Raw genomic sequence first — 24257 nt, forward strand, 5'->3', positions numbered from 1 at the left:
ATACTCACTTCTCTATATACGCTGAGTTTGCAAGATCCCCTCTTTTTAGTCTCAATCCCATACATATGCACATAAAGAAACCGAAAGTACCTAATCCATACGCTGCAGTATAACCAATTTCCCCAATAATCCATCCCGCAAGTCCTGGTCCAATCATTTGACCAACTGCATAGAAAACGGATATAAAACTAATTGCCATTGAGACATATTTGGGAGATACTTGCTTTGTTGCCGCAACTTGAATTAATAAAAGGATACCTCCGAGGCTAGAACCCCAAATAATTGCCGATATGATAAAGCCAGTTATATTTCCAAATATAATTGGAATCATATCACCTATTATAGCTAATAAAAGCGCAATACATAACGCCCTCTTTATGCCAATCCGATCCGAAATCAATCCCCAGACAGGAGCTCCTACGATTGAAAACATACCAGCAATCGCATAAACAGTTCCCGAAATTGATGCCGAAATACCACTATCAATCATAAAACTAGTTTGATATATATTCGGGATTAAATAAACTAAACCAACAATAAAATACATCCAAGCAATAATATATAATTCTTTCGTTTTCCATAAAAATGATTTATTATTCCTTTTCCCCTCATCTTCAGTAACTCCTGGATTTTTCAAAACAATTGAAGTGACGAATACAACGATACATGTAATAACACCAAACAAAAACCATGCACCACGCCAACTATACTCTGGAAATATACGTACTACATAAGGAACAATTATTCCACTAAATAACATGCCTATGCCAGCACCGCTCAATAAAATCCCCATTACAGTTCCTCTTTTGTCTGGAAACCATCCTACAGTTATTGACATGAGTGGTGTATATACAAGAGCACTACCTGCTCCAGCACATAACATACAAATAGAAGCTATCAAAAATGAAGAAACAAATGCCAATCCTATTAAACTTATAACGACGAGCCAACTCCCTATTAATAAAACTGATTTTGCTCCAAAACGAATGGTGAGTATTCCAGATGTTCCGACTGTTAATAAATAACCTAAAAAGAGTACAGTTCCTAGCATACCTGATTGAGCTGTGGACAAGCGGAGTCCTTCCTGCATAAATGGCAATATAATTCCATATGCCATACGAGCAAATCCAGTCGTTGTTATAATAAGAAACATCCCTGTTAATACAAATAGCCAAAAATGACTTTCATTCCGCTCTTTCATTTAAATTCCTCCATAAAAAGTTATTTCCAATTGGATGTTGTTTGTAATTATAATGACCATTACAAAAAGCAACTACCAAATGACGGAGGAATTTACGGTATAGCGGATTTTTAATACATACGTAAAATTTCCGATGGATTAATTCCATACTTCTTTTTAAATGACTCTGAAAAATGACTAACATTATTGTATCCAACAGCTACTGCCGTTTCAGTTACATTACTAGTTCCCGATAGTAATAAAAGCATCGCCTGTTCCATCCGTTTTTCTCTTAAATATGCAAATGCGGATGTACCAAACAGCTCTTTAAATCCCAGTTTTAATTTATAATCATTTAAATCTACTTTTTTAGCTAATTCCAATAAAGATGGCGGCGAATCCATCTGCTGCAATAATATCTCTTCAGCTCGTTTTATTTTATTCGCATCACTTTTTGATAATACTCTACTTCTTTTTTCATCACGATCATTTAACAAGAATTTTCCGAAATATATGGAAAGCAATTCAAGCGCTTTACTTTCAACTTCTAGTTGATTAATACGATCCTTTTGGGGATGTTCTATCATTCTCTTAATAAGATTAGATGTTATAGAATCAATTGGATTTTGAAACTTTTTAAAAGATTGATTTCCTAATATAGAATGAAAATCAAGACTTTTTTCAATAGCATTATTCATCATGAAATGATTAAACAATTGTACAGGTATCCCAATCGCTAATGAATATAGAGGCGTTTCTTTTTCATATTCAAATAATACATCAAAATTATTCATAAAATATAAATAGCTATTTCCAGTCATTAATTCATACGAGGAATGACCAACTTGTACTTCTCCGAACCCTTGTAAACAAAAATTAAGCTCCACCATTGCTGCATCAGATGCAAACTGGATGCGATGATTTTTATGAAATTGATAATTTGATAACACAATTTCCATTCCTGAAAACGAAGTCCATCTTCGTATTTCACCCTTACCTATTGTTTTAGGCATATTCATATGTCTTTCCTCTACAACTTGTAAACCATGAAAGTATTTATGAAAAATATCATGAAAACCGTTAGTCTCCATGAAATTCACACTCCTTTTATGTAAAAACTAAAATTTAATTGATAATCACTTTCAATTATAACAAATATCTTTATACAATAAATAGATTTTATCCCCATAACTCGTTATGATAAAAGAAAAAGAAAGCGAGCGGACAATGAATAAAAAAATCGCGGTTATTACAGGGGCATCAAGTGGATTCGGACTATTAACGACACTTGAACTTGCGAAAAAAGACTATTTAGTCATTGCTACAATGCGAAATCTTGAAAAACAAGTAGACTTACTATCTCAAGCTACTAAACTCAACTTACAGCAAAATATAAAAGTTCAACAATTAGATGTAACAGATCAAAGTTCTATACAAAGCTTCCAATTATTTTTAAACGAAATAAACAGAGTAGACATTCTCATTAATAATGCAGGATATGCAAATGGGGGCTTTGTCGAAGAAATCCCAATAGAGGAATACCGGAAACAATTTGAAACAAATCTTTTTGGAGCTATATCAATCACTCAACTTGTCTTACCATATATGAGGAAACAGAAAAGTGGAAAAATCATTAATATAAGCAGCATTAGCGGCCAAGTTGGATTTCCTGGTCTATCTCCTTATGTTTCTTCGAAATATGCATTAGAAGGCTGGAGTGAATCACTTCGTTTAGAAGTAAAACCTTTCAGAATAGATGTTTCTTTAGTTGAACCAGGTTCTTATAACACGAACATATGGGAGGTTGGCAAACAATTAGCTGAAAACCAATCTGATACTTCCTCTCCGTACAAAGAATATATGGATAAAATACAAAAACATATTAATAGCGGCAGTGATACATTTGGTAATCCAATAGATGTTGCTAATAAAATTGTTGAGATTGCCGAAGCGAAACGTACTACATTACGATATCCAATTGGAAAAGGTATTAAATTTATGATCTTCGCGAAAAAGATTCTTCCGTGGAGAGTGTGGGAGTTTCTTGTATTGAGGAGCTTCAAGAAAATGTAAGTAACTTTATTGAAAAAATATGTAAGGGGTGCTAATTAAATGCTAGGTTTACCTTATGGTAAAGTGTTTTTAGTTCCGTGGTCCGAAGAGTGGGAATTTGAGTTTTCAAAAGAAAAACAATTAATTGAAGAACACATCGGTGAACACATTTTAGCAGTACATCATATAGGAAGTACTTCTATTTCACATTTAAGCGCGAAACCTATTATTGATATTGCGATTGAATTAAAAGATTATATAGATGGTATAAAATGTATTACAAAGCTAGAACAATTAAATTATAAATATAGAAACGATGTATTACCCGAAAGGTATTATTTCAATAAAGGTGAGCCAAGAACTCATCAAATTCATATGTATGAACAAGGGAATACATATTTAATGGAACAATTAAAATTCAGAGATTACTTAATAAACAATAAAACTTTTCGTATGCAGTATGAACAGTTAAAGATTCAACTTTCACAAACTAATCCTAATGATAAACATAAGTACGCAGAGGATAAAACAAGTTTTATTACATGCATATTAGATAAAGTAAATGATTAAAATCATATCCATTTTTAAAACGAAAAAGTAGCCATTTATCATCTAACAGATAAATGGTTACTTTTCACTTCATTATCTCATTATTTGTACAATCAATAATCATTTTATTATGCAGCAGGTGGAACGACGTAAAATAATATTGAAGTCATAAAAATAAACGTGAATACCCCGATTATTGAAAATATATATTCTTTCGATTCTCTATCATACTTCCATTCCATCAATGCTCTTAAGATTAACGTGCCCCCTAAATAAGTGAAAATGACATAAGCAATATTAACACTTTCGAATTTAAAGATAAAAATAAAACTAGTTATTAAATAAATAAAAAGTAGTCCTATTTCCAATTTTTTATGTAAACTATTTACATGTTTCTTATATCCCCAAAAACCTATATTCGGCATATTCAATTTTTTTCTTAAAAACTTATCAAAAAAATAGACAGCTATACAAAAAACAATACTTATAATCCAAAAAGTAGAAGTTCGCATTACTATCCCTCCTATTACTTTATTTATTATTAAAAATAAAGTGGACTATATTACGGTTATCCTTTTCTAAATAACTTACAATCCCTTCAGGGTATGTTGGCTTCGTCTTTAATTCTTCTATACCTTTCCATATTAATATAATATTCGCATGTTCTTTATGTCTTATTTCATTTGTAATTATCTCTTCAACAGTTCCCCAATGTATCAATGTACAATGATGACCTTTTTCGTTGTTCCACTCAAAAATGTGCTCATTTACAATTGCTAACTCTTGAACATCAACTTTCAAATCATATTCTTCCATTAATTCTCGAATTATTGCTTCTTTTGACGTTTCACCAAATTCAATAGAGCCACCTGGAAAACGATAAAATGATTCGTTCTCGTCACATTGTACTAATACTTTAGAATGATCTTCATTTAAAATCATTGCTTCCGCACGTAATCGAGGGTTTTTCATTTCTTCTCTCCCTTTAATTGCTCATTATATGACATTGCCATAGGGCTGTAATCAATAGGTATTAAATAAGAAAATATAGAATCAGCCCTGTTATCATTAACGATACAGCCCCACCTAAGGACATCAAAAACTCCCTCGATTCCCTGTCATATTTCCATTCCATATATGCATCAAAACTATATAACGTAATTAAAAACAGAAAAGGTAGAAAACCCATGTATAGGGGGTTTGAAAGAGAAGAACATATAATAATAACCACTATATAAGAAAAAATAATAATTCTGTTTCCCCATTTATGAGACTTGTTCACATATTTATTATTCCATCCTTTTTGTTTCGGTATATTCAGCTTTTTTCTCACTATATTTTCTAAAACAACTAAGAATAAGATCCATAAAACTAATACAATGACTTTCACATGAAACAGAGAGGTATCCTCCTTTACTTAATCGTTTGGATTTTCTCCGGCTGATTACTCGGATACGTAGCATTCCTTTTATTTTCAGCATCCCAACTAATAATTGTCGCACTATCTCGCCCCAATTGATGATGCACATGTTCTAAAACATTGTGAACATTTTCTTTAAGCTCTATATCATTTTCATTCATATCGTTATACAGATTTAATGGCGTTTCATAACGACGTTCCCCGCATTCTAATACTCCATCTGTCACCATTACAATTCGATTGTTTCCAGTACGTAATTCACGAATTCCTGATGAATAGCAAGGGACAGATAAATCAAAAGTATTTACATTACCAATCCATTCGTAAAAATGACGTTGATTTAGTGCGTATTGCCCTAATTTATGTAATTCATCATGAAATACATACACTAGACAGTCTCCAATAGATAGCCACCATATGTAGTTATCTTTTCTTACACAGATTAAACAAGCTGTCTCACCTTTAATTTTTTCACATTCTTCTTTAAATGACTGTGATTGAAAAATCGTAAGTATATGATTTTCAACAGATCGAAATACGGTTTCAATTGGTTCTTTCATTATCGCTTTTATATTTTCATATTCTTTTTCAATTGTATGTACTACTAAATCAACACTTTCTGCACTATTATGTCCGTCTAATATAACAGCGAATTCCCAATCACTATTCGACCAAACTAATGCACCATCTTCATTCTTTTTCGCCCCAGCACTTATATTCCCGCCGTATTTACCAAGTATAATATTACCATATTGCTTTACTGAACTTTCTCCTAAACACATTTCCTTATTTCCAACCCATGAATATTGTGTATTATTTGTTGTATGCATACTTATTTACCATATACTTTCGTATTCTTTCGCATATTTTTTTAATTTTCTCTGCGTCACCATATGGTGCGCCAGTCCAATTTGCTACTTCAGTTGGTGACCAAAACTCTTTCGGTGTATTCGGATAACGCGGAATAATGTGCATATGCATATGTGGTACACCGTTTCCTGACACGAAAGTATAAATATGTTCTGCACCTTCGCTTTCTTTTAGTGCTTTACTTACTCTACTAGTTATAAGTCCGAATGCTTTTGCCTCATCTTCAGTTAATTCAGCAAGACCAGGTACATGTCTCTTTATATCAATCATTATGTAGCCAAGGTAAGTTTCTTCCTTCTCCCAATGGACATGTCCAACGTATATGAAATCATCTTCATAAATAGCGCCGCCTGGAACTATAATGTTTCCCTTATGTTTTTCGCAAATGAAGCAGTTTTTTTCTGCTTGATTGTTTATGGACATATTTATCACCACCCTTTTCATATATAGTATCATAAAAAAAGGAAAAACAGGTTTTATATTCCGAAAATTCACTCACTTAACTTTGCAATTCTCCCATTAAAATCATATATACGATTCAATCAAATTTCATATTTAAAATTTACAACTCATTATTTCTTCAAAACTGTAATCCCGATACCAATTACAATTCCAATCGCAATTCCGATTGCTAAATTATCCGTAAATAAACCAGGAACTACGCCGATTACAATACCTATACCGACACCCATTGCCATTGCATCGTTTCCTTTTTTATTTTTAGCCAAAATAGCATCTCTCCTCCCATCAGTTCTCCCCATATAAAACGTTGTTATAACCTAATATACTCGCTGTTTCGCTTGTGTATTTCCAAAAAAATGTACTTTAGCTGTAAACATATTACTTTTTCATTCCCCTTAAAAACTCCTCTTCTTATGAAGAAATTTTTAAGTCACCATTACATATACATAGGCATTTACTATAAGAAAGATCAGTTATTCATTGAAGGAGGAACGATTCAAATGTATCCTCATTGGAATCCAAATATAAATCAACAATATGCTTACTCCCCCATACCGCAAGGAATACACTGCATTATGATTCGCAATACATGATGCAGCGCATCGCAAGCCTTGAAAGCCAATTAGCTAAATTGATCTCTTTAATCGAAGAAAATAATCATTTAATAAAATCAATGGAACAACAGCAAAACCAAGTTTGTGCACCAGCTGGAGGTTCTGTAATTGTTCGTATGTAAGTTGGATGCAATAAAAAACACACTTTGTAGTATAAAGTGTGTTTTTTATTCATTATTTTCTTTTTGTATAAAATCCTTGTGTAATGCGGTCTAATATAATCGCTATGACAACAATGGCTAGTCCCGCTTCAAATCCCATTCCGATATTAACTTGTGTTACAGAGCGGTATACATCAACTCCAAGCCCTGGTGCTCCCACAAGTGACGCTGTTACAACCATGGATAACGAAAGCATAATACTTTGGTTCACTCCAGCCATGATCGTTCCGGTTGCGAGCGGTAATTGTACTTTAAATAGTTTTTGTGATGCTGTGGATCCAAACGCATTCGCTGCTTCAATTAAATCCTCTGGAACTTGTCTGATTCCTAAGTCTGTAAATCTGATTGTCGGTGGCATTGCGAAAATTACTGATGCAATAATCCCAGGTACTACACCTACTCCGAAAAATGTAATTGCGGGAATGAGATATACGAATGCGGGCATTGTTTGCATAAAATCTAATGTCGGTTTTAGAAATTTTGAGAAACGTTCATTTTGCGAAGCTAAAATTCCAATTGGGATTCCTATAATGATTGAAATAATAACAGATGTAAGTACGAGTGCTAATGTTTGCATCGTTTGTGCCCAGTAGTTAATATTTAAAATAAATAATAATCCAATGAGTGTAAAAATGACTAAAGATAATTTTCTCGTTGTGTACCAAATGAGGAAACATAGGATAATAATCATCAACATGGCTGGTATTATTGTTAAAAAATTAGTGAGTAAATCAACGAATCCACCGATAATATAGGAGAATCCTCGGAACAGTCCTTCAAAGTGCTCATATAAACTTGCAACAAATGAATCGACCCATTCCCCTAATGGAATACGCGGTATACTATTCATCGTCTTTCACCTCTTCCTCAATGTTTCCAGCAAGAGCTTGAATGACACTTTCACGTTTAATAATTCCTCTTAGCCTTTTCTTCTCATCAATTACGGGTAACGGATATTTCATCTCCGCCATTTTTGCATACGTTTCCTCAAGTAAAGTATCTAAATACACATGCGGAATATCGTTAAGTAATAAATCAGCAATCGGCCACTGTTTTTGTACTGCTTTACTTGCATCATCCGCAGTTAATATACCTAAAAACTCATACTTTTTGTTTACAACATATACGGTAGAAACACCTGCATTCCTCATAATTTGAAGTGCTACACGTGGTCCACGATCAATTAATAAAGTCTCCGGTCGTTTTAATATAGATTCCGCCGTAATTACTTTTCCTAAATTCACGTCCGCCACGAATTTCTCTACAAATTCATTGGCAGGACTCATCATAATTTCTTCCGGCGTTCCAATTTGAACGATTTCTCCATCTTTCATTAATGCGATACGATCTCCAATGCGAAGCGCTTCATCTAAATCATGTGTAATAAATATAATTGTTTTTTCCATTTTATCTTGTAACTCTAACAATTCATCTTGCATTTCTTTTCGAATTAGTGGATCTAATGCACTAAATGACTCGTCCATTAGTAATACATCTGGATTATTCGTTAGTGCCCTTGCGATTCCAACACGCTGCTGCATACCACCACTAAGTTGACTTGGGTAATTATCTTTATGATGATCAAGTCCTACTAACTGTAGCGATTCTAACGCCTTATTTTCTCTTTCCTCTACTGGAACTCCTTGAATTTCTAACCCGTACGCAACGTTTTGTATCACTGTACGGTGCGGAAATAAAGCGAACTTTTGAAACACCATGCTCATCTTCGTTCTTCTTACTCTTCGTAACTCTTCTTTTCCCATCGTTGCGATATCTTCACCATCTATGTATATATGCCCCGCTGTCGGTTTGATTAATTGATTTAGCATTCGAACCAATGTAGATTTCCCACTACCAGACAAACCCATAATAACGAAAATTTCTCCAGTGTATACTTCAAACGTTGCCTTTTTCACACCAACGTTCATTCCTGTCTCCTTTAAAATTTCGGATTTGCTTTTTCCTTCTTTTAATAAGGTAAGCGCTCGTTGCGGATGTTTCCCAAATACTTTTGTTACATTTTCAACACGTACCTTTGTATTATCCATGTCACTACTCCTTTTCTACCCGTCTATTTACATAGTGTTGCGATTTTGCAAAGAAATATTACATAAAAATGACATTCATAAGCTTTCTTTAAAATTCTCGTTTCCGTTCATAATAAGAATGCTTACTTATACATTTATTTAAAAAGGCAAACGTTTCTTAGGAGGGTTTCGATGAAAAAGAAAATATGGCTTATATGCCTTGCATTATTTATTACTATGATTTTCACTTCATGTAATGCAACAAATGCAAATTCGAAAGGGAAAATTAAAATAGGTGTAACAAGTTGGAAAGAAAATATTGCGACTGCAAACATGTGGAAAGTTTTATTAGAAGAAAAAGGCTACAAGGTTGAGCTCATGTATTTAGAAAAAGCTGCGATTTGGACTGGAGTCGCTCGTGGTGATGTCGATGCAAATTTAGAAGTATGGCTGCCTGTTACGGATAAACCGCTAAATGCTCGTTATAAAGATGATATTGTCTTAAAATCAAAATGGTATGAAGGAACTGGACTTGGCTTAGTCGTTCCTTCTTATGTGAAAAACATAAACAGTATCGAAGATTTAAACGCTCATAAAGATGAGCTAGATAATAAAATTGTCGGGATTGAACCCGGTAGCAGTCTTATGAATTTAACGAATAAAGTAATGAAAGAATATGATATAAAGCTCAAACTTGTCCAATCTTCAGAAGCTGCGATGATGAGTGAATTAAAAAAGGCATATACGAAAAAGAAACCAATCGCTGTGACGCTTTGGAATCCGCATTGGGGCTTTTCAGAATTTGACTTAAAATATTTAAAAGACCCTAAGAAAGTATATGGTGAAAAAGATGACATTTATTACTCCGTTCGTAAAGGTTTCGAAAAAGATCATCCGGATATTGTGAAATACTTTGATAATTGGAAAATGAGCGATGAACAGCTTGGTACGTTAATGGTCATGTTAAATAAAACGAAAGATCCAGAAGAAGCTGCTCGAAAATGGATAAAAAAGAATCAATCGTTAGTCGATGAATGGGTAAAAGATTAAAAAAGCAGGCTAGAGAATAAAATATAATCTCTAGCCTACTTTATGTTATTTTTTCGTAACGACATCATCTACAATTCCATATTCCTTCGCTTCTTCTGCCGTCATAAAATAATCTCTTTCTGTATCATGTGCTACTCTTTCAATCGGTTGCCCTGTTTTTTCTGCAATCATTTTATTAATATCATGCTTTAACTTTAATATTCTTTTTGCTGTTATTTCGATTTCAGTTGCCTGCCCTTGCGCACCACCAAGCGGCTGATGAATCATAATTTCACTGTTTGGCAACGCAAATCGTTTTCCTTTTGCACCTGATAAGAGTAACAATGCACCAAATGATGCTGCAAATCCCATACAAAGTGTTTGTACATCTGGCTTAATAAGATTCATCGTATCTAATATTGCAAAACCTGCTGTCGTTGATCCACCTGGGCTATTGATGTATAAATATATGTCTTTCTCTGCATCTTCCGCTTCTAAAAATAATAATTGAGCTACAACACTACTCGCTACTTGATCGTTAATTTCTGAACCAATCATAATAATTCGGTCTTTTAATAACCTTGAATATATATCATAGGAGCGTTCTCCTAATTTTGTTTGTTCTACTACATAAGGAATTGCATTCATATTAAATCCCTCCATCTATTTTATGCCGCACTAAGCATACAACTGTAAGAAGAAGGTTTTTTCATACTGAATAATAACACCGGTTGTATTGATGGTAACTTAGTAAAATCTATTGTTGGAAGAAGCTTTGTTAACAATTCCGGTCTTTCCTCTCGAATAGACGTTACTACAACTTCAATATCTTCTGTGAATTCAACTATTTCAAGCCCTTCTTCACTTACAGTTTTCAGCCTATTTCTACTCCTAAATAACGATGCTTTCACTGCACCTTCCGATACCGAACATACTTTAGCAATATCAGCGATACTATATTGAAAAACATCCTTTAATAATAAAATTGTGGATTGTTGTACATTTAACGCCGATAATACTTTCCCTACCACTTCATGCAAATCTGCAATTTTCTCATGTGGTTCTTCAAAAGTAATTTGTTCCCTTATTTTTTCATGAACTGATTTTAACTTCATCTGATCTAACCAACGATTTCTAGCTATTTTATATACGAGCGTCATACAAATATCTTTATTACTGTATTTTTGAAGAACTTTACAAACTGTTTCTTGGGCGAGATCTTCGCCGTCCCATTTGTTTTTCGTTAAAAATGTACAGTACCTTTTTAACTCTCCATATTGCTCAATTAAAAAATTTATATTTGAATCATTCATATCGATATGGTTCTTTAAAATCTGAGTTACTTTTGTGCACAAAATAACCACTCCTTTTCAGCGCTTAGTTATTAAACGATTGAACAAATAAAAAAGTTACGGGGCTTATAATAAATTTTATGTTTATGTTCATGAATACAGGTCATAAATATGTTATATAGCATTTTACATGAGGAGGAATCAATTTGCCAAAATTAACAGTTGAAGGTACCGGAACTTTTGATGTTGAGGAAGGGACAAAATTAGTATTAGCTCTTGAAGATAACGGTGTACACATTCTTCATCGTTGCGGCGGGAAAGCTCGTTGCACAACTTGTAGAGTAGAAATTATAGCCGGTGATTTTTGTGAAGCAAACACTAATGAAAAAAACGCGATTACGGAAAAAGGAATTGAAGATCATTTACGCTTATCGTGTCAAATGCGTGTACATAAAGATATAGTCGTTCGTCCCGTACTTACAGTCGAAAATTCAGGTCTTGATGCTGGACCACGTCCGGCGGAGTAAACTGATGAATTTAAAACAGTTCGCTGGCGAATATGCTGCTGGCTTTGTAAAAGATGGAATGAAGGTTGGGCTTGGTACAGGTTCAACTGTATATTGGACAATACAAAAATTAGGGAAACGTGTGCAAGAAGGTTTATCCATTCAAGCTGTACCGACATCAAAGGAAACTGAAGTATTAGCACAGCAACTATCCATCCCGTTAATTTCGTTAAACGACGTACAAACTCTTGATCTTACAATCGATGGAGCTGATGAGATTGATTCTGATTTACAGCTTATAAAAGGAGGCGGTGGTGCATTACTTCGCGAAAAAATTGTGGCCTCCTCCTCTGAAGAACTAATAATTATTGCAGATGAATCCAAACTCGTTTCACACTTAGGTGCCTTTCCACTTCCTATTGAAATCATCACCTTCTCTTGGAAGCAAACTGAAAAGAGAATTCAATCTTTAGGATACGAAACACGTTTACGAGTGAAAAATGACGGACCATTTATAACTGATAACGGCAATTTAATTATTGATTGTATTTTTCCAAACAAAATACTGAATCCAAATGATACAAATAAAGAGTTAAAGATGATTACCGGTGTAGTTGAAACAGGATTATTTATCAATATGACGAGCAAAGCGATAATCGGAACAGAAAACGGCATAAAAGAATTTTAAAGGCTGACTTTTGAAAGTCAGTTTTTCTTTTTCCTTTTATAACGATACTGTATGATATACTATGAAAACACATTCATATCACACTAGAAAGGGCTGAATAATTTGCAATCCAAACTCATAACAGAACTTACAGATTTAGAAACTGCCTTTCACATTCGAAAAGAAGTATTTATAAAAGAACAAGGTGTCCCTCTTGAAGATGAATTCGATACATATGACCAAATTGGCGAGGCATGCAAACATGTATTAGTTTATTATAATGCGCTCCCAGTAGGAACTGGCCGTATACGATTCGTTGACGGAATGGGTAAACTAGAACGAATTTGTATTTTAAAAGACTATCGCAAATACGGATTAGGAAAAGTAATCATTCAAAAGTTAGAAGAGATTGCTCGTAACAAAGAAGCAAACAAAGTGAAACTACACGGTCAAACACAAGCTGAAGGGTTTTATGAAAAATTAGGCTATCATACTTCTTCGGATATATTTATGGAAGATGGTATTCCTCATATTCTTATGACAAAAGTATTGAAGTAAGAAAAAGGGTATTATATGAATTTACTATATATATTTATATAGTATCCTTTCTTTTTCTTATTCGTTTGAAAGTCTCTTTGATGAATATTCTAGATTTAAAAATAAAGACGACGCTGAATACGTCGTCTTTATTTTTTAATAGAAAAATGAATTCTCAAGATTCCCTTTTGCATCAAAGCCCATCATTTCTTAGTTGATACCTAGGTGAAGCTTATACTGTTTTCCATAAGGATAAAGCATAAATCCAGTTTGAATCCCCGTGTCCTTGATAATTCTGGACTGCTTCATACACTTTTCCCTCGTGTAAAACTCTATCTCCCTTTTTATATGTTTTCTTTGCATCCCACTCTTTATATGAATCGCTTTCAGTTTTTGTAGTAATTGTGAATATATCACTCTGTACGGATTCATTTCCAGCTGCATCAACTGCTTTCACTGTATACTTATATGTAGTATTAGCGAATAAATTTTTGTCCATATAAGAAGTAGTATTGGATGTTGCAATTTTTTTCATTGTTCCTTCTATTTCTCTATAAATATCGTAATGGTCTACACCAACGTTATCATCAGATGGACTCCACATTAGATCCACACTTGACGCTGTTGTTCCCATGGTATGTAATCCTTTTGGTTGTGTTGGTGCTTCTGTATCAGGAGCCTCAACTGTTGTTTTTACTGTAAGCGCTGTACTTTCTTTCGATACATTGCCAGCTGCGTCAATTGCTTTTACAGTATAAGTGTATTCCGTACTTGGTTGTAATTGTTTATTAATAAAATGAGTGCCTGGTACTGTGTCAATCATCTCTCCGTTTCGAAAGATTTGATACCCTTTTACCCCTACATTATCCGTAGAAGTGCTCCATGTTAGTTCTATACTATTCGCTGTTACTTTTTGCGCCTGAAGTCCATTTGGAATACTTGGAGCTTCTGTGTCTGGTTTCACATCGTTGATGAGGTTAACATCAATTACATTATAGAATGCATTTGCTGTATCAGCTACATCCCATACTGCTAAAATCACATGATATCCACTACGATCAGTAGGTACATTGATTTTGTGGGTTAAATTATTTGAAGCTGCAGAACCATCATGTTGTACAGTACCAATTGGCTCAAAGTCTGCTCTTGTTAGCGCTTTATTTGGATTCCAGCCTATTTTAGTAATGTAGTAGTGCCATTTGCTTGTTAAGTGTGGCGCTGTAAACTTCCAAGTAAATGTATTTTCTCCGCCAGTGATTGTATTTTTAAACCAACGGTCTGCTGTTTGTTGATCCAAAGTACCACCAAATTTACCGCCTGCAGAAGCTATTTGTCCATCAACTGGGCCACCTTGCGGGAATCCTTTTGGAGCTTCTAAACTTTGTGGTTCATACATAACACTGCCGCAGTTTACATTTAGTGCACCATAAGTTGGACTACATAAAGCGGAACGGCTGCCAGGCTTTTCAACAAAACCGTGCGCGTATGCATTTTGAGGAATTAGTGTCGTACCGATAATTCCAGCTGTTAATGCAACAGCTCCTAGACTTTTTTTGTTCATTTTCATGTTCTGTAGATGTTTTAAAATTCGATTATTCATGTTCATGTCCCCTTCTTGTTATACTTTGTAGTGTAATGTGGGCTTTGATGTAAAAGAATAACAAGAGGCAATTTTGTTTCGTGTATGCGTATATTACGCATACACTGTAGTGAATAAATATTTCACCCTTTTGTGAAATATTTCACTTTATGGATATATAATGACATAGAAATCACATGAATATGTGCAGGAGTTGTGCAGAAACAGTGAAATCATTACTAACATGTAAAACTACGTCTTAACATAATAAAATAAAAATTGAATTTATTTATCTATTACCTTGCTATGCAATTTCTTTTTACTGAATGCAGGTGGTCATGTTTAGTTTTTCATTAGTAAATGCTATATTTAAATCGAATGAATATTCTTACGATAAGGGGCGTTCGCAGGCATTTATAGCTATTTTTAGAGGAGGTTAAACATGAAAATCATGTAGCATATTTCCGCACAATCATACGGAAAAGGAGTTAATAAAGCTTTAAAAAATGGTATTGATATTTAGCATTATTGGCTCAATTTTGTGTATCACTATATGGACAGTGGATTATTTAATCTCTAGAAAAACATATAATTCATCTGAAATACTACTTATTTATCGGACTTTTTTCCAAGAGAACGAAGGACCCCTTTTAAAAGATACGTCACCAAACCAAGTGAATCAAATAGAGATTACAGGGATCGCATATAGGCATATCTCGGATGATAAATACATAAACATTACCTTTAAAGAAAAAGAAAAACTCGTAGAACAAACAAAAGTAAGGGTATTAAATTTTAATAAGGCGAATACGCCAGACCTTTATGAAATTTCATGGAAAGATCATACGACCGTTTCCATCGTAATGAAATTTGAATACGAAACGAAAACGTTAGAATATAATTTCGATACTGGAAAAATAAGCGGACATATTATCAGTACAAATTATAATTTATTATGAACTACCATAAAAAAGATCTAGGTTTCTCGAATATGTCGGAGCATCGAATCATAGAAATTCTCACGTGTAGAGCGATGTAATTACTACGAGACTATTCTTTTTCATTCTAAGTTACTCTAATTTTGCTCTTAGAAAAATCCCCTTATAGTAAACAGGTAAATTCTATTCAATTCTAGTATACGTGAATGTGGTGCTTGAAGATGTCAAAGCTATATTATGAAAAAAGTGATGCAATTAGGTTGCATCACTTTTTTAGATGAATACGGGAAGTACCTCTTACGATTCATTAAGTCTGTTTGCCTGCCTTCTACCCTTCCCACTCCTGTTTCATGACTTTTAAATAGAGATCCTCAAACTCTTTAAAATGGACACGAAAAGCACGTAATGTATCGAAATAAGCAGAAATCACATCTTCTTCATCAAAATGGATACCATCCTTGGCTAAATCATAGCTATCATCAAGGCTGTATAAATCAAAATATTCCTCTTCCCAATACACGCCTCTGTTTATTAGTAATCTAGTGGAACATGTAATAGCCCGTTTAAACTTCCATTTCTTTTCTATTAGTTTTTCATTAATGACAGAAAGAAGGATGTTTACCGAGGTTTTCTCATCAACTGTGCGACTAAATGACAGTAACGCCGATTCTATATCCACTATTTTCGCTGTAGACATTAAGGATATCTCCATGATTTCATAAGGCGGGTGATTATTTGCTTCAATCAATCTATCACACCACGAAATTACATCCTCCCTGTTCCAAAGTCCACAGCCTAGCCCTAATGCATACAAGTGGGCTAACCTTTGAAATGATTCCAATGTTTTTCACCTTCCATTTTACTTTATAGGGGTAGTATACCTAATAATAAACCAAATGAGTAAAATAAAACTTCTATCCAGCTTATGCCTCCCGCCTTCTTTATTTCGCGATATGATACAATACTAACGATCAAAATCCCTCTTAATTTTCTCAAATTATCCTGTATCGAATCTAATTCTATTTTTCGCCTCCACTTGAAAAAATGGTGTAGCTGTCATATCCGCAAAATTTACATTTAGTATTTTCACTCTTTCCATTTAATCAATTCCTCGCTTCATATAACATAAAAGCGTCTATATCATTTAATATAGACACTTTTCACATGTATAGCTTTAATACCGACCTGTAAATTTAAAAATTTCATCAACCGCTTGTTTATACCCACATGTTTTTCGGAAAGACTCCTTCATATTCAATACAGCTTCTTTAAATGAAGAGTTATTTAATACTAGCTCTACACTTTTACGTAGTTGATCCTCGGTTAATTCTTTCATATGTAACTGAACTCCTGCTCCGAGATTCTCCACTTGCTTTGCAATTACTGGCTGATCTGCATTTTGCGGAATTACAACGAATGGCACCCCGTTATATAGTCCTTCATGCGTACTATTCATCCCGCCGTGTGTAATAAATAGTTTCGTATATGTAAGCAGTTCAGTTTGAGGTACATAATTTTTCACAATGAAGTTTTTAGGAATATCACCTAAATCACTTATTTTCGTTTTGTTGCCAATAGACATAACAATTGTATGCTTACTATTCTCAAACGCCTTAATACAAAGTTTATAGAAATCAAGCGCTTCATTAAAAACAGTACCTAGTGAAATATAAATCGGGCTTTTCACTTCAATTGAAGTGAAATCAAAATCTTCATTTTTCACTTGTGTAGAGATAGATGGTCCTACAAATTTAAATGTTTCATTAAACGTATTACCAAAAGGTTGGAACTCCTTAATTGTATACACAATAGTAAGTGGTGCTGGATTACAAAAAACTTCATACGGTGATTTTATTTCAACACCATATTTTTCTGCAATTCCCTTAGTTAAGTTTTGAAAATCATTATGTATTCTATCCTGAACTTCCACTGGGATATTTTTAGAAAGATGGTCTAACATTTGTTTAAATGATTTTTCATCCTGCGCAAAAGATGTACATGAATTAATTGCTGGAAGCTTTAGAATTTGAGCAATTAAACGGCCAGAGCCAAACATAGAATCATGAATAATGTAATCAAAATGTTCACCTTCAATTTGTTCAAGAACACTCGGTATAATAACATCCGCTGTATGTAAAAGGCCGTTTATTCTTTCCTGTAAATAATTTCTGCCACCGGAAAGAAAAGCTTGTAAAAATTTTTGATCATCAATCGTTCGTACAGTAGCACCTGTCTTCTCAATACGCTCCCTGAAAGCTTCTATTGAAAAGTAAACTACCTCTTCACCGCGAGAAATCAGTTCCTCTACAACTTTCAATGTTGGATTTATATGTCCTTCTGATCCGGCGTTAATGAATAAAACTCTAGCCATTACATACACTCCTTAAGTTAAATAATTTCTATGTTGTTCAGGGTATAGATACTCTCCATACCCTTTTCTTTGTTATTTATATCATTTTCCTGCTAAATTGACCTAGCAAGCCTAAACCCAAGATCATCTATATGAAATGTAGGATGGCTACGGCGGCGACAAGTAGCACCGCAACCTCTCGCTTCTTCAGCCCAGCTACCGCCTCGGAAAATTCGGTACGATCCATATACCTTTTCATCATACAAATCATAACACCATTCCCAAACGTTCCCTAACATATCATATAATCCCCATGCATTCGGTTCTTTTTTACCGACCTCATGAATGTGTCCATCTGAATTTTCATTATACCAAGCAATCTCTTTAAGCTCTCCATATATGTATCCAGTAGTTCCTGCCTTACACGCATGTTGCCACTCTGCTTCAGAAGGTAATCGGTAGCCGTTGGACTCTAAATTACAACTAACCTTTTGACCGCCATCACTAATAGAATAATACTCTGTTAATCCCGCTTTTTTAGAAAGTAAATTACAAAAAGCAATTGCATCATTCCATGAAATATTTACAACTGGTTTATTATTATCTTTATAATCATTTACTGTACCATTCGTAATAGCATAATATGTTTCCATCGTTACAACATACTTTGCAAGAAGAAATGGTTTAATTTGAACTTGCCATTCTTTTTTTATTCGATCATCTCTTAATACTACCTCTCCTGCTGGAATTTTTACCATATAAGAATCAATCGAGCGAATGATTTCATTCAATGTTATCCCCTCCATTTTAAAATGGAACAAAATTTACTCTTTTAGTGCATAAATTTATACTTGCTGCACTTCTTTTAAAAATCGCTGAACTTCATTTGGAGATTTTAAAATAATAATTTCTTTATCCTGACTTAATTGATTTAGTCTTTTGAAAATTGAAGGTCTTTTCGTCTTAGGATACTCCCATATCCATTTGAAGAATTGTAAGTCAAACCTTTCTTCACATCCAGCACCCATGTCCGGTCTTGTTTTATTTCGATATTGTACAATTCTTTTAAAAGCACGATAAACACAAACCGTTCTATGAATATCAAGAAAGATGATTGTATCAGCTGCGTTAATTCTTATATCCATTGTCCCGCCATAGTTCCCATCAATAATCCACTTCTCATCTTTAATTAAGTTGTTTTGAACTGTTATTTGTTCGTCTCTCGGAACACCTTGCCAATTCGGTTTCCAAAATAGTGCATCAAGATGATGCACCTTAATATTTAGTTTATTTCCTAACTGCTTAGCTAATGTAGATTTTCCTGAACCACCAGAACCAATTAATATTATTCTTTTCATACCTTTACGATACCTTCAATAGCTTCCTTATTAGCACAAATCCAGAAGAACATCTCTTCATTCAACTTTAATAAATCTGGTAACTGGACAAAATAAGTAATAAAGATAACTTGAATCGAAAGCATAACATACCAAATGGCCTGTATTTCTTCCCTCGTTAAATTATTTTGCTTATAATATCCTTCAAAGACTTTGCTAACAATTTGTAACCATCGCCCTCTTAAAGTTTCATCAATATATAACTCACTTAAAATACTTGTACAACAATAGCATAAATCGAATATTCTTACGTTTTCTTCTAAAATTTCAAAATCTATAAACCCTTGAAATCTATTATCTTTAAAGATTACATTCGATAAGTGTATATCACGATGAATAATTTGTTTCGGTAATGAATGAACAGTTTCCTTGAAAATCGTATGTATTTGATGCATTTTTTGAATTACATCCTGATGAACATGCTCATGCTTTTCTAAAATCGGTAAAGCCCATTTGTATACCACCTTATATAAATCTCTTTTTATTAACTCCTTGGCACTATTCACCGAATTAAGCGCTTGATGTAGATTAGCTATTTCTTCTCCAATTATGCTGGCTAACCCTATCAGTTTGTTCGTATCTTTTATTTCTAAAACACTTCCGGCAACATACTCATATAAGCAATAATATTTTTCTTTATATAATACATACTTTTCGTCATTTTCCGTTTCTACTACTCTTTGTACCTTAATTCCTTTTTCCTACAGCTGCTCCAATACATTTAATTCATTTAGAATCTGCTTGATGGCTCCTTTTTCTTTTAAAATATACGCTTTATTATTACAATGAATTTTCGTTACTTTCGGTTGAATTACTATGGCCGTTACATGTTCATTTTGAAACCAAAACTTTGCAATTTCCAGTGCATGCTCCATATACAAATACTCCTTTTTTAAATTCTTATTTCTTCCGTAACATAAACTCACAAAGCACTCCTACTCCAACACCAATTGTGTAAGCCACTAAATCACTCCATAAAAATCCGTAACCTAATCCGAGTCCACCTAAAGTCGTTGCACGAATGCTATCTATCCAAGACTCGTGGTACAATTGGCTAATTTCTATCCCGTAGCAAAACATCAAACTAATAAAAGCTAATTTCTTTGTTTTTATTTTAGGAAACAAAAATCCGAATCCAGTGAAAACCATTAACGCCCATAACGTATCGCCTAAGTAATCATTTAATAAATTAGGCAACGCAAAAGCAAACTTTCTTGAACTAAGACCTAAAATAATAACAATGATAGTAAACACTGCATATAGTAATCTATTTCGTTTCGTATTCATTTCAAAATCTCCTAATATATAATGTAAAACTGCAAATAGCTAGTAAAATATAATCATTTTACTAGCTATTTATATACGGTTTCACTTTGTATTCTTCGCTTTTATAATAAGGAAATGCGGGTTAGTGTTTAAATAATAATATGACTTTTCATCTACTTCCTTCATCTTTTCAATCGGTTTCGGCTCGACTAACTCTTCTAATACAAAATTACTCGTTGTTTCATTTATAATATCTTGAAGTGACCTTCTAAAGAAACTTACTTCAATTGTAATATTGGGTTTCCGCCAAGTATCTACTAACAATTGCGTTTTAAAATAATCTTCACACGGAAACTTTGTAAAATCCATAAATGGGTGATGAACGGAATACACAAATAAACCACCTGGTTTAAGGACGCGATGAAACTCTTGAAATACATTACTCCAATTTTGCAAATAATGAAGAGTAAGCGAACTTACAATCATATCAAAAGCATTATCTTCAAATGGTAATGTTTCTTGAAGGTCATGACAAAGAAACGTTGCTTTATCACCTGTACTTTCCTTTGCGGCTTTTACCATTTCAGAACTTACGTCAATTGCTGTAACGTTTGCTCCTCTTCCTACGAATTGAGAAGTATACCATCCAGCTGCACATCCAGCATCTAGTATTCTCTTCCCTTCTAGTTTCTTTGGAAGAATCTCCATCATCGCTGGTCTTTCATAATAACTATTATATGGATTTGCCAAATCTAGATTTTCTTTATATGTACTCGCTAATTTATCATACGTATCTTTGATTGAGTCTTTCATTACATCCACTCCTAATACATATTAATCCAATAACTCTTGCTGCTTTTTCTTTGAAAATGATTGTAGTACTAAATCATACGACCAATCTATCATCTTATTAATTTGTTCTTGTCCTACATCTTTATGTATGTACACTGTATTCCAATGCTTTTTGTTCATATGATATCCAGGAATTATTGTTTCTGGGTAATCTTCTCTTATTCTTAATGCGAGTTCTGGATCACATTTTAATGTAATTGCAGCTTTTTCACCTTCTTCATGGTTCACTATCGCAAATATTTTATTATTAAGTCTCATACATGTTGCACTCCAGCCATCTGGAGAATCTTCTGTCGCTTTTCTTTTTGATAAACAATATGCTCTCGTTGCATTCATTCTTACTGACACCTCTTATTCTTCCACAATTTGATTGCGGTGCATCACGATTTGCTTCGTCGCTTGAAATTGCTGTTCACCATAAAACTTTATTAGTTTCTCTCCGCAAAATAGACTAACAATATCAATATGAGATATCTCTTCAAGTAACATTGTAAGCATCTTCTCTCCAATGCCTTTATTTCTTACACTCTCATGTACGACAACATCTTCTATGTATGCTCGAAAAACACTATCAGAAACAACTCTAGCAAATCCAATTAATTCATTTTCTTCCCATACTCCAATTGCTATACTATTCTTTAACATTTTTTCAATATCGATTTCTTTTCTTTCTGGCCACCAGCCGACAGAATCGTAAAGCTGCTTTATTTTCCCTGCACAGATTGGTTGTTCATGTTGTAATTTATACGTGTACATTTTCTTTCTCCTGCCAATTAGTTTACATAATATTATTATAATCTCTTTTCTAAAAAGTGCTGACTATGCCCTTTCGGGTGATCTTCAACGACACCATACTCTCGGTAGCCATGCTTTTTATAAAATTCTGGTGCTTGGAAACTAAATGAATCAAGTAATATTAGTCTACATCCTTTTTCCTTCGCAATTTCTTCTATTGTATGTAACAATTGACTACCATAACCATCATGACGAACTGATTCATCAACCCATAAAAAATCGATATGAAGATGATAAAAATACATCGTTCCTGTTACCCCGCCAAAGATTTTTCCTTCCTCATCTTTCACTACGAAACTTATTTGTTCCATCGGTTGCTTTACTTCATCTGTTAAGATAGACATGTTATATTGAATTACTTTATTTTTAATGTATTCTCCTTCAGTACGAGTACCATTCTCTATGTGTTTCATATATTTCTTCCTTTCAAATTAGTAAGCTACATTTAATTTTTATTTCTTCTCTTTAAAATACTAATAAATACAAATCCGCCATATGTAACAAAGCATGAAAAACCAATTATCCCTGGTACAGATACATAGCCTACACTTACATAACTTATAACTGCAAAACTAGCGATTGACAATAAAATAGATGGCCAAAATATAAGAGCTGTTTTTCTTCGTCTCTGTTTCGATGTACTTTCTTTCTCTTCAGAAACACGTGTGCCAAAAAGCAATACAATACAAATAAGAATCGCTGCAAAATAAATTGTATCTAATGACAAAGTACGATCATATAGTGCGATTCCAACTTCAAGAGCAATAATTGTTACAATTAAAATGATGATCGTTGAAGTTTTTAAATTTCTTTTCAATCGCTCACCCCATAGTATGTACTTTTACTATATTCTTTGTATATGTACTTCAAAGCTGAAGTAATGGTTTCATCAACCTCTTTATTATCAAATCGATTAGGTAAATCTCTTCCCCCAATAACATAAAGAAACGGAAATTCATGAAACATTCCTATTATACCAATATTTATTGTAGCGGTGGGTAATCCACCTGTCATATGTGCTAAATGATAACACGGTATTCCTTCATACTCTCCTTGTTGTCTTACCATTCCATTAATAATGGGTTCCCATAATTCTGGTTCTGATTTATAACCTTGAAAAATATGTACTAAAAGCGAAAGAACTTGATTTAATTCTCCGACATTTTTCTCATCTCTAGGATTTTCCTGTATATGAATCTTCGAAAAGTATGTTGAAACATACTCTCTGACAGTATCCCATCCTCCGCAATGCATAACAACCGAGTGAGCAATATAACTGTCGTGACAAGCTATCATCACTTCTACCGCTTTACTAAGTGTTAATGTAGCTCTTCCTTGTAAATGAGGATATAACTGCGCACTATCTTCATTTGGATTATACTTAATGTGATGAAGTGTGTCATTCCAACTAATATTTTTATCCTTTACCATATTTGCTACTACAAATCCAATTGCCACTTTAGCTGCTGATGCTAAAGGAATATATAATTCACCATTATATGAAGCAACTATACGTTCGTTTTTTGTAGAATAAATAGCTACTCCTACATGACCAAATTGTATCTCTTTCATTTTTTGAATAACAGTTTCCATTTCCATTCCTCTTTTCACATCGTTATATCCCCTTCTAATAATTCAATATAGAATATATAAAACCTTTTTCGGCAGATTATATTTGTTATGACAATAAAAAAAAGGTAGCATGAATTACTCC

At 33.6% G+C, this 24257-nt stretch carries 31 protein-coding genes and 3 pseudogenes; 8 read left to right on the forward strand and 26 right to left on the reverse strand.

Annotation, left to right across the window (positions count from 1 at the left end):
- Positions 1-4: 4 nt before the first annotated feature.
- Both FT637_RS11630 and FT637_RS11635 read right to left on the reverse strand, forming a co-directional pair.
- Positions 5-1201, reverse strand: a complete 1197-nt coding sequence (locus tag FT637_RS11630) for an MFS transporter (RefSeq protein WP_193646427.1) — start codon at positions 1199-1201, stop codon at positions 5-7.
- Positions 1202-1311: 110 nt separating this feature from the next.
- On the reverse strand, positions 1312-2271 hold the full coding sequence (locus FT637_RS11635) for an AraC family transcriptional regulator (RefSeq protein WP_193646428.1): 960 nt from the start codon (positions 2269-2271) through the stop codon (positions 1312-1314).
- 136 nt (positions 2272-2407) lie between these two features.
- On the opposite strand from FT637_RS11635, the gene FT637_RS11640 reads away from it, so the two are divergent.
- The gene (locus FT637_RS11640) at positions 2408-3253 is read left to right on the forward strand and encodes an oxidoreductase (protein ID WP_227493771.1); all 846 of its coding nucleotides are present in this window, start codon (positions 2408-2410) and stop codon (positions 3251-3253) included.
- Between the two features lie 39 nt (positions 3254-3292).
- A complete protein-coding gene (locus FT637_RS11645) occupies positions 3293-3802 on the forward strand; it encodes a GrpB family protein (protein WP_193646430.1) in 510 nt (169 codons plus the stop codon).
- A gap of 107 nt (positions 3803-3909) precedes the next feature.
- Here the strand turns inward: FT637_RS11645 and FT637_RS11650 are convergent, their stop codons facing one another.
- The 6 genes from FT637_RS11650 to FT637_RS11675 all read right to left on the reverse strand — a co-directional run bounded on the left by FT637_RS11650 (position 3910) and on the right by FT637_RS11675 (position 6832).
- Positions 3910-4293 (reverse strand): DUF4181 domain-containing protein, encoded by a 384-nt coding sequence (locus tag FT637_RS11650; protein ID WP_193646431.1) that lies wholly within the window; start codon positions 4291-4293, stop codon positions 3910-3912.
- A 19-nt stretch (positions 4294-4312) separates the two neighbouring features.
- Positions 4313-4753, reverse strand: a complete 441-nt coding sequence (locus tag FT637_RS11655) for an NUDIX domain-containing protein (RefSeq protein WP_193646432.1) — start codon at positions 4751-4753, stop codon at positions 4313-4315.
- 61 nt (positions 4754-4814) lie between these two features.
- On the reverse strand, positions 4815-5171 hold the full coding sequence (locus tag FT637_RS11660) for a DUF4181 domain-containing protein (RefSeq protein WP_172805419.1): 357 nt from the start codon (positions 5169-5171) through the stop codon (positions 4815-4817).
- Between the two features lie 23 nt (positions 5172-5194).
- A complete protein-coding gene (locus tag FT637_RS11665) occupies positions 5195-6037 on the reverse strand; it encodes a PP2C family serine/threonine-protein phosphatase (RefSeq protein WP_193646705.1) in 843 nt (280 codons plus the stop codon).
- Entirely contained in the window at positions 6015-6515 is a 501-nt protein-coding gene (locus FT637_RS11670; protein ID WP_193646433.1) for an HIT family protein, read from the reverse strand. The genes FT637_RS11665 and FT637_RS11670 overlap by 23 nt, the downstream gene beginning before the upstream one ends.
- Before the next feature lie 128 nt (positions 6516-6643).
- The gene (locus tag FT637_RS11675) at positions 6644-6832 is read right to left on the reverse strand and encodes a septum formation initiator (RefSeq protein WP_193646434.1); all 189 of its coding nucleotides are present in this window, start codon (positions 6830-6832) and stop codon (positions 6644-6646) included.
- A 201-nt stretch (positions 6833-7033) separates the two neighbouring features.
- Between FT637_RS11675 and FT637_RS11680 the strand changes: the two are divergent.
- Positions 7034-7269, forward strand: a pseudogene (locus FT637_RS11680) (hypothetical protein).
- Between the two features lie 52 nt (positions 7270-7321).
- Here FT637_RS11680 and FT637_RS11685 read toward each other — a convergent pair.
- On the reverse strand, positions 7322-8158 hold the full coding sequence (locus FT637_RS11685) for an ABC transporter permease (RefSeq protein WP_193646435.1): 837 nt from the start codon (positions 8156-8158) through the stop codon (positions 7322-7324).
- Complete coding sequence (locus FT637_RS11690; protein ID WP_000370622.1) at positions 8151-9356, reverse strand: quaternary amine ABC transporter ATP-binding protein; 1206 nt, start codon at positions 9354-9356, stop codon at positions 8151-8153. The genes FT637_RS11685 and FT637_RS11690 overlap by 8 nt, the downstream gene beginning before the upstream one ends.
- A 171-nt stretch (positions 9357-9527) precedes the next feature.
- Between FT637_RS11690 and FT637_RS11695 the strand changes: the two genes are divergently transcribed.
- Positions 9528-10385 (forward strand): glycine betaine ABC transporter substrate-binding protein, encoded by an 858-nt coding sequence (locus FT637_RS11695; RefSeq protein WP_193646436.1) that lies wholly within the window; start codon positions 9528-9530, stop codon positions 10383-10385.
- A 45-nt stretch (positions 10386-10430) separates the two neighbouring features.
- Here the strand turns inward: FT637_RS11695 and clpP are convergent, their stop codons facing one another.
- A complete protein-coding gene (clpP, locus tag FT637_RS11700) occupies positions 10431-11012 on the reverse strand; it encodes an ATP-dependent Clp endopeptidase proteolytic subunit ClpP (protein WP_193646437.1) in 582 nt (193 codons plus the stop codon).
- 20 nt (positions 11013-11032) lie between these two features.
- Positions 11033-11719 (reverse strand): RNA polymerase subunit sigma-70, encoded by a 687-nt coding sequence (locus FT637_RS11705; protein ID WP_193646438.1) that lies wholly within the window; start codon positions 11717-11719, stop codon positions 11033-11035.
- A 143-nt stretch (positions 11720-11862) separates the two neighbouring features.
- Between FT637_RS11705 and FT637_RS11710 the strand changes: the two genes are divergently transcribed.
- From FT637_RS11710 to FT637_RS11720, 3 genes are all read left to right on the forward strand, one after another.
- Complete coding sequence (locus tag FT637_RS11710; protein WP_193646439.1) at positions 11863-12183, forward strand: 2Fe-2S iron-sulfur cluster-binding protein; 321 nt, start codon at positions 11863-11865, stop codon at positions 12181-12183.
- A 4-nt stretch (positions 12184-12187) separates the two neighbouring features.
- Positions 12188-12850, forward strand: a complete 663-nt coding sequence (rpiA, locus tag FT637_RS11715) for a ribose 5-phosphate isomerase A (protein ID WP_193646440.1) — start codon at positions 12188-12190, stop codon at positions 12848-12850.
- A 102-nt stretch (positions 12851-12952) separates the two neighbouring features.
- Positions 12953-13387 (forward strand): GNAT family N-acetyltransferase, encoded by a 435-nt coding sequence (locus tag FT637_RS11720; protein WP_193646441.1) that lies wholly within the window; start codon positions 12953-12955, stop codon positions 13385-13387.
- Between the two features lie 211 nt (positions 13388-13598).
- Here FT637_RS11720 and FT637_RS11725 read toward each other — a convergent pair whose 3' ends face one another.
- Positions 13599-14966: a lytic polysaccharide monooxygenase gene (locus tag FT637_RS11725; RefSeq protein ID WP_193646442.1), complete on the reverse strand. Its 1368-nt coding sequence runs from the start codon at positions 14964-14966 to the stop codon at positions 13599-13601.
- A 539-nt stretch (positions 14967-15505) separates the two neighbouring features.
- Here FT637_RS11725 and FT637_RS11730 point away from each other — a divergent pair.
- On the forward strand, positions 15506-15904 hold the full coding sequence (locus FT637_RS11730) for a hypothetical protein (RefSeq protein WP_227493773.1): 399 nt from the start codon (positions 15506-15508) through the stop codon (positions 15902-15904).
- 307 nt (positions 15905-16211) lie between these two features.
- On the opposite strand, the gene FT637_RS11735 is transcribed toward FT637_RS11730, so the two are convergent.
- The 13 genes and pseudogenes from FT637_RS11735 to FT637_RS11790 all read right to left on the reverse strand — a co-directional run bounded on the left by FT637_RS11735 (position 16212) and on the right by FT637_RS11790 (position 24136).
- Positions 16212-16724, reverse strand: coding sequence for a protein kinase (locus FT637_RS11735; protein WP_193646443.1), 513 nt, complete (start codon positions 16722-16724; stop codon positions 16212-16214).
- Between the two features lie 131 nt (positions 16725-16855).
- Positions 16856-16982 (reverse strand): annotated as a pseudogene (locus FT637_RS29875) (phosphatase); the annotation flags it as partial.
- A gap of 75 nt (positions 16983-17057) precedes the next feature.
- Positions 17058-18254, reverse strand: a complete 1197-nt coding sequence (locus FT637_RS11740; protein WP_193646444.1) for a macrolide family glycosyltransferase — start codon at positions 18252-18254, stop codon at positions 17058-17060.
- A gap of 92 nt (positions 18255-18346) precedes the next feature.
- Complete coding sequence (locus FT637_RS11745; RefSeq protein WP_193646445.1) at positions 18347-19024, reverse strand: formylglycine-generating enzyme family protein; 678 nt, start codon at positions 19022-19024, stop codon at positions 18347-18349.
- 54 nt (positions 19025-19078) lie between these two features.
- On the reverse strand, positions 19079-19591 hold the full coding sequence (locus FT637_RS11750) for a DNA topology modulation protein (RefSeq protein WP_193646446.1): 513 nt from the start codon (positions 19589-19591) through the stop codon (positions 19079-19081).
- Positions 19588-20505, reverse strand: a pseudogene (locus tag FT637_RS11755) (phosphotransferase enzyme family protein). Before FT637_RS11755 ends, FT637_RS11750 begins: the two are co-directional and overlap by 4 nt.
- Positions 20506-20530: 25 nt before the next feature.
- Entirely contained in the window at positions 20531-20917 is a 387-nt protein-coding gene (locus tag FT637_RS11760) for a DUF2809 domain-containing protein (protein ID WP_193646447.1), read from the reverse strand.
- A gap of 81 nt (positions 20918-20998) precedes the next feature.
- Positions 20999-21709, reverse strand: coding sequence for a class I SAM-dependent methyltransferase (locus FT637_RS11765; RefSeq protein WP_193646448.1), 711 nt, complete (start codon positions 21707-21709; stop codon positions 20999-21001).
- Between the two features lie 21 nt (positions 21710-21730).
- Complete coding sequence (locus FT637_RS11770) at positions 21731-22084, reverse strand: MmcQ/YjbR family DNA-binding protein (protein WP_016091529.1); 354 nt, start codon at positions 22082-22084, stop codon at positions 21731-21733.
- Positions 22085-22099: 15 nt separating this feature from the next.
- Entirely contained in the window at positions 22100-22504 is a 405-nt protein-coding gene (locus FT637_RS11775; RefSeq protein WP_193646449.1) for a GNAT family N-acetyltransferase, read from the reverse strand.
- A 35-nt stretch (positions 22505-22539) separates the two neighbouring features.
- On the reverse strand, positions 22540-22956 hold the full coding sequence (locus FT637_RS11780) for a GNAT family N-acetyltransferase (protein ID WP_193646450.1): 417 nt from the start codon (positions 22954-22956) through the stop codon (positions 22540-22542).
- Positions 22957-22988: 32 nt separating this feature from the next.
- A complete protein-coding gene (locus FT637_RS11785) occupies positions 22989-23360 on the reverse strand; it encodes a hypothetical protein (RefSeq protein WP_193646451.1) in 372 nt (123 codons plus the stop codon).
- Entirely contained in the window at positions 23357-24136 is a 780-nt protein-coding gene (locus FT637_RS11790) for a serine hydrolase (protein WP_193646706.1), read from the reverse strand. The genes FT637_RS11785 and FT637_RS11790 overlap by 4 nt, the downstream gene beginning before the upstream one ends.
- Between the last annotated feature and the right edge of the window lie 121 nt (positions 24137-24257).

Source organism: Bacillus cereus (genome assembly GCF_015071065.1).
Lineage (GTDB): Bacteria > Bacillota > Bacilli > Bacillales > Bacillaceae_G > Bacillus_A > Bacillus_A cereus_BA.